Source organism: Herbaspirillum lusitanum P6-12, assembly GCF_000256565.1.
GTDB lineage: Bacteria > Pseudomonadota > Gammaproteobacteria > Burkholderiales > Burkholderiaceae_D > Herbaspirillum > Herbaspirillum lusitanum.
The window spans coordinates 1-1,110 of record NZ_AJHH01000478.1; the positions used below are offsets into that span (position 1 = coordinate 1).

Consider the following 1,110-nt stretch of genomic DNA (forward strand, 5'->3'; position numbering starts at 1 on the left):
CGAATTCGGCCACCGGCAAACGCTTTGCACCCGGCTTTTGTAATTCCGTCACGTGCAGCATACCCTCGCCGCACGCCACCTTGACACCGTCATGCGCATTGGCGGCGAGGACGCTGCCGGGTGCAGCGCCGGTCTTTTCAGCCAGCGCCTGCGCCTGCCACAGCTTGACGGTGACGTCGCCCGAAGGCGTCGCAAACTGCGCCGAGCCGACCGGGAAAGGATTGAAGGCGCGGATCTTGCGCGCCAGCACGGCGGCAGGCTGCGTGAAGTCCAGCGCAGCTTCTTCCTTGGCGACCTTGGCGGCGTAGTTGGCGCCTTCGTCCGGTTGCGGCGTGGCCGGCAATGCGCCCTGCTCCAGCTTGCGCACCGCCTCGACGATCATCTTGCCGCCCAGCGCAGCCAGCTTGTCGTGCAGGCTGGCGGTGGTGTCGTCGGCAGCGATGGGCAGCGACTCGACCAGCAGCATCGGGCCGGTGTCGAGTCCCTCTTCCATCTGCATGATGGTGATGCCGGTTTCGCTGTCGCCGGCTTCGATGGCGCGATGGATGGGGGCGGCGCCACGCCAGCGCGGCAACAGCGAGCCGTGGATGTTGATGCAGCCGTAACGCGGAATGTCGAGCACGCTGCGCGGCAGGATCAGGCCGTAGGCGGCGACGATCATGAGGTCGTGCGGCGTGTTGCGCAGCAATTCGTGCGCCTCGCGTGCGACGTCCGGATATTTTCCGTCCAGGCGCAGCGACACCGGCTGCGCCACCGGCGTGCCGTGCGCCAGCGCACATTGCTTCACCGGCGAAGCATGCAACTGCATGCCGCGGCCCGCAGGGCGATCGGGCTGAGTCAGCACCAGCGTGACGTCATGGCCTGCGGCATACAGCGCTTCCAGCGCGACGGCGGCGAATTCGGGGGTTCCGGCGTAGATGATTTTCATGGTCTTGCTCGTTCAGAGATGTCGTTTCTTGTGCGGCGCTTTCGAAAACGCGAAGTCGTACACGCTGTTGGGCAACAGGCGCAGCAGTTTGGCAACCACGCCCATTTGCCACGGGATCACGCGATAGCTGTCGCCGGCGGCGATGGCGGTCAACGCGCGCGCCGCGAATTTCTGCACCCCGG

1 protein-coding gene and 1 pseudogene are annotated in these 1,110 nt (G+C 66.0%); both read right to left on the reverse strand.

All coding sequences use genetic code 11. From position 1 onward, the window contains the following. A partial coding sequence (gene fmt, locus HLUSI_RS0115930; RefSeq protein ID WP_016834919.1) for a methionyl-tRNA formyltransferase occupies nucleotides 1-928 on the reverse strand: 928 nt, incomplete at its 3' end. Between the two features lie 12 nt (nucleotides 929-940). Then, nucleotides 941-1,110 (reverse strand): annotated as a pseudogene (locus HLUSI_RS31740) (SDR family oxidoreductase); the annotation flags it as partial.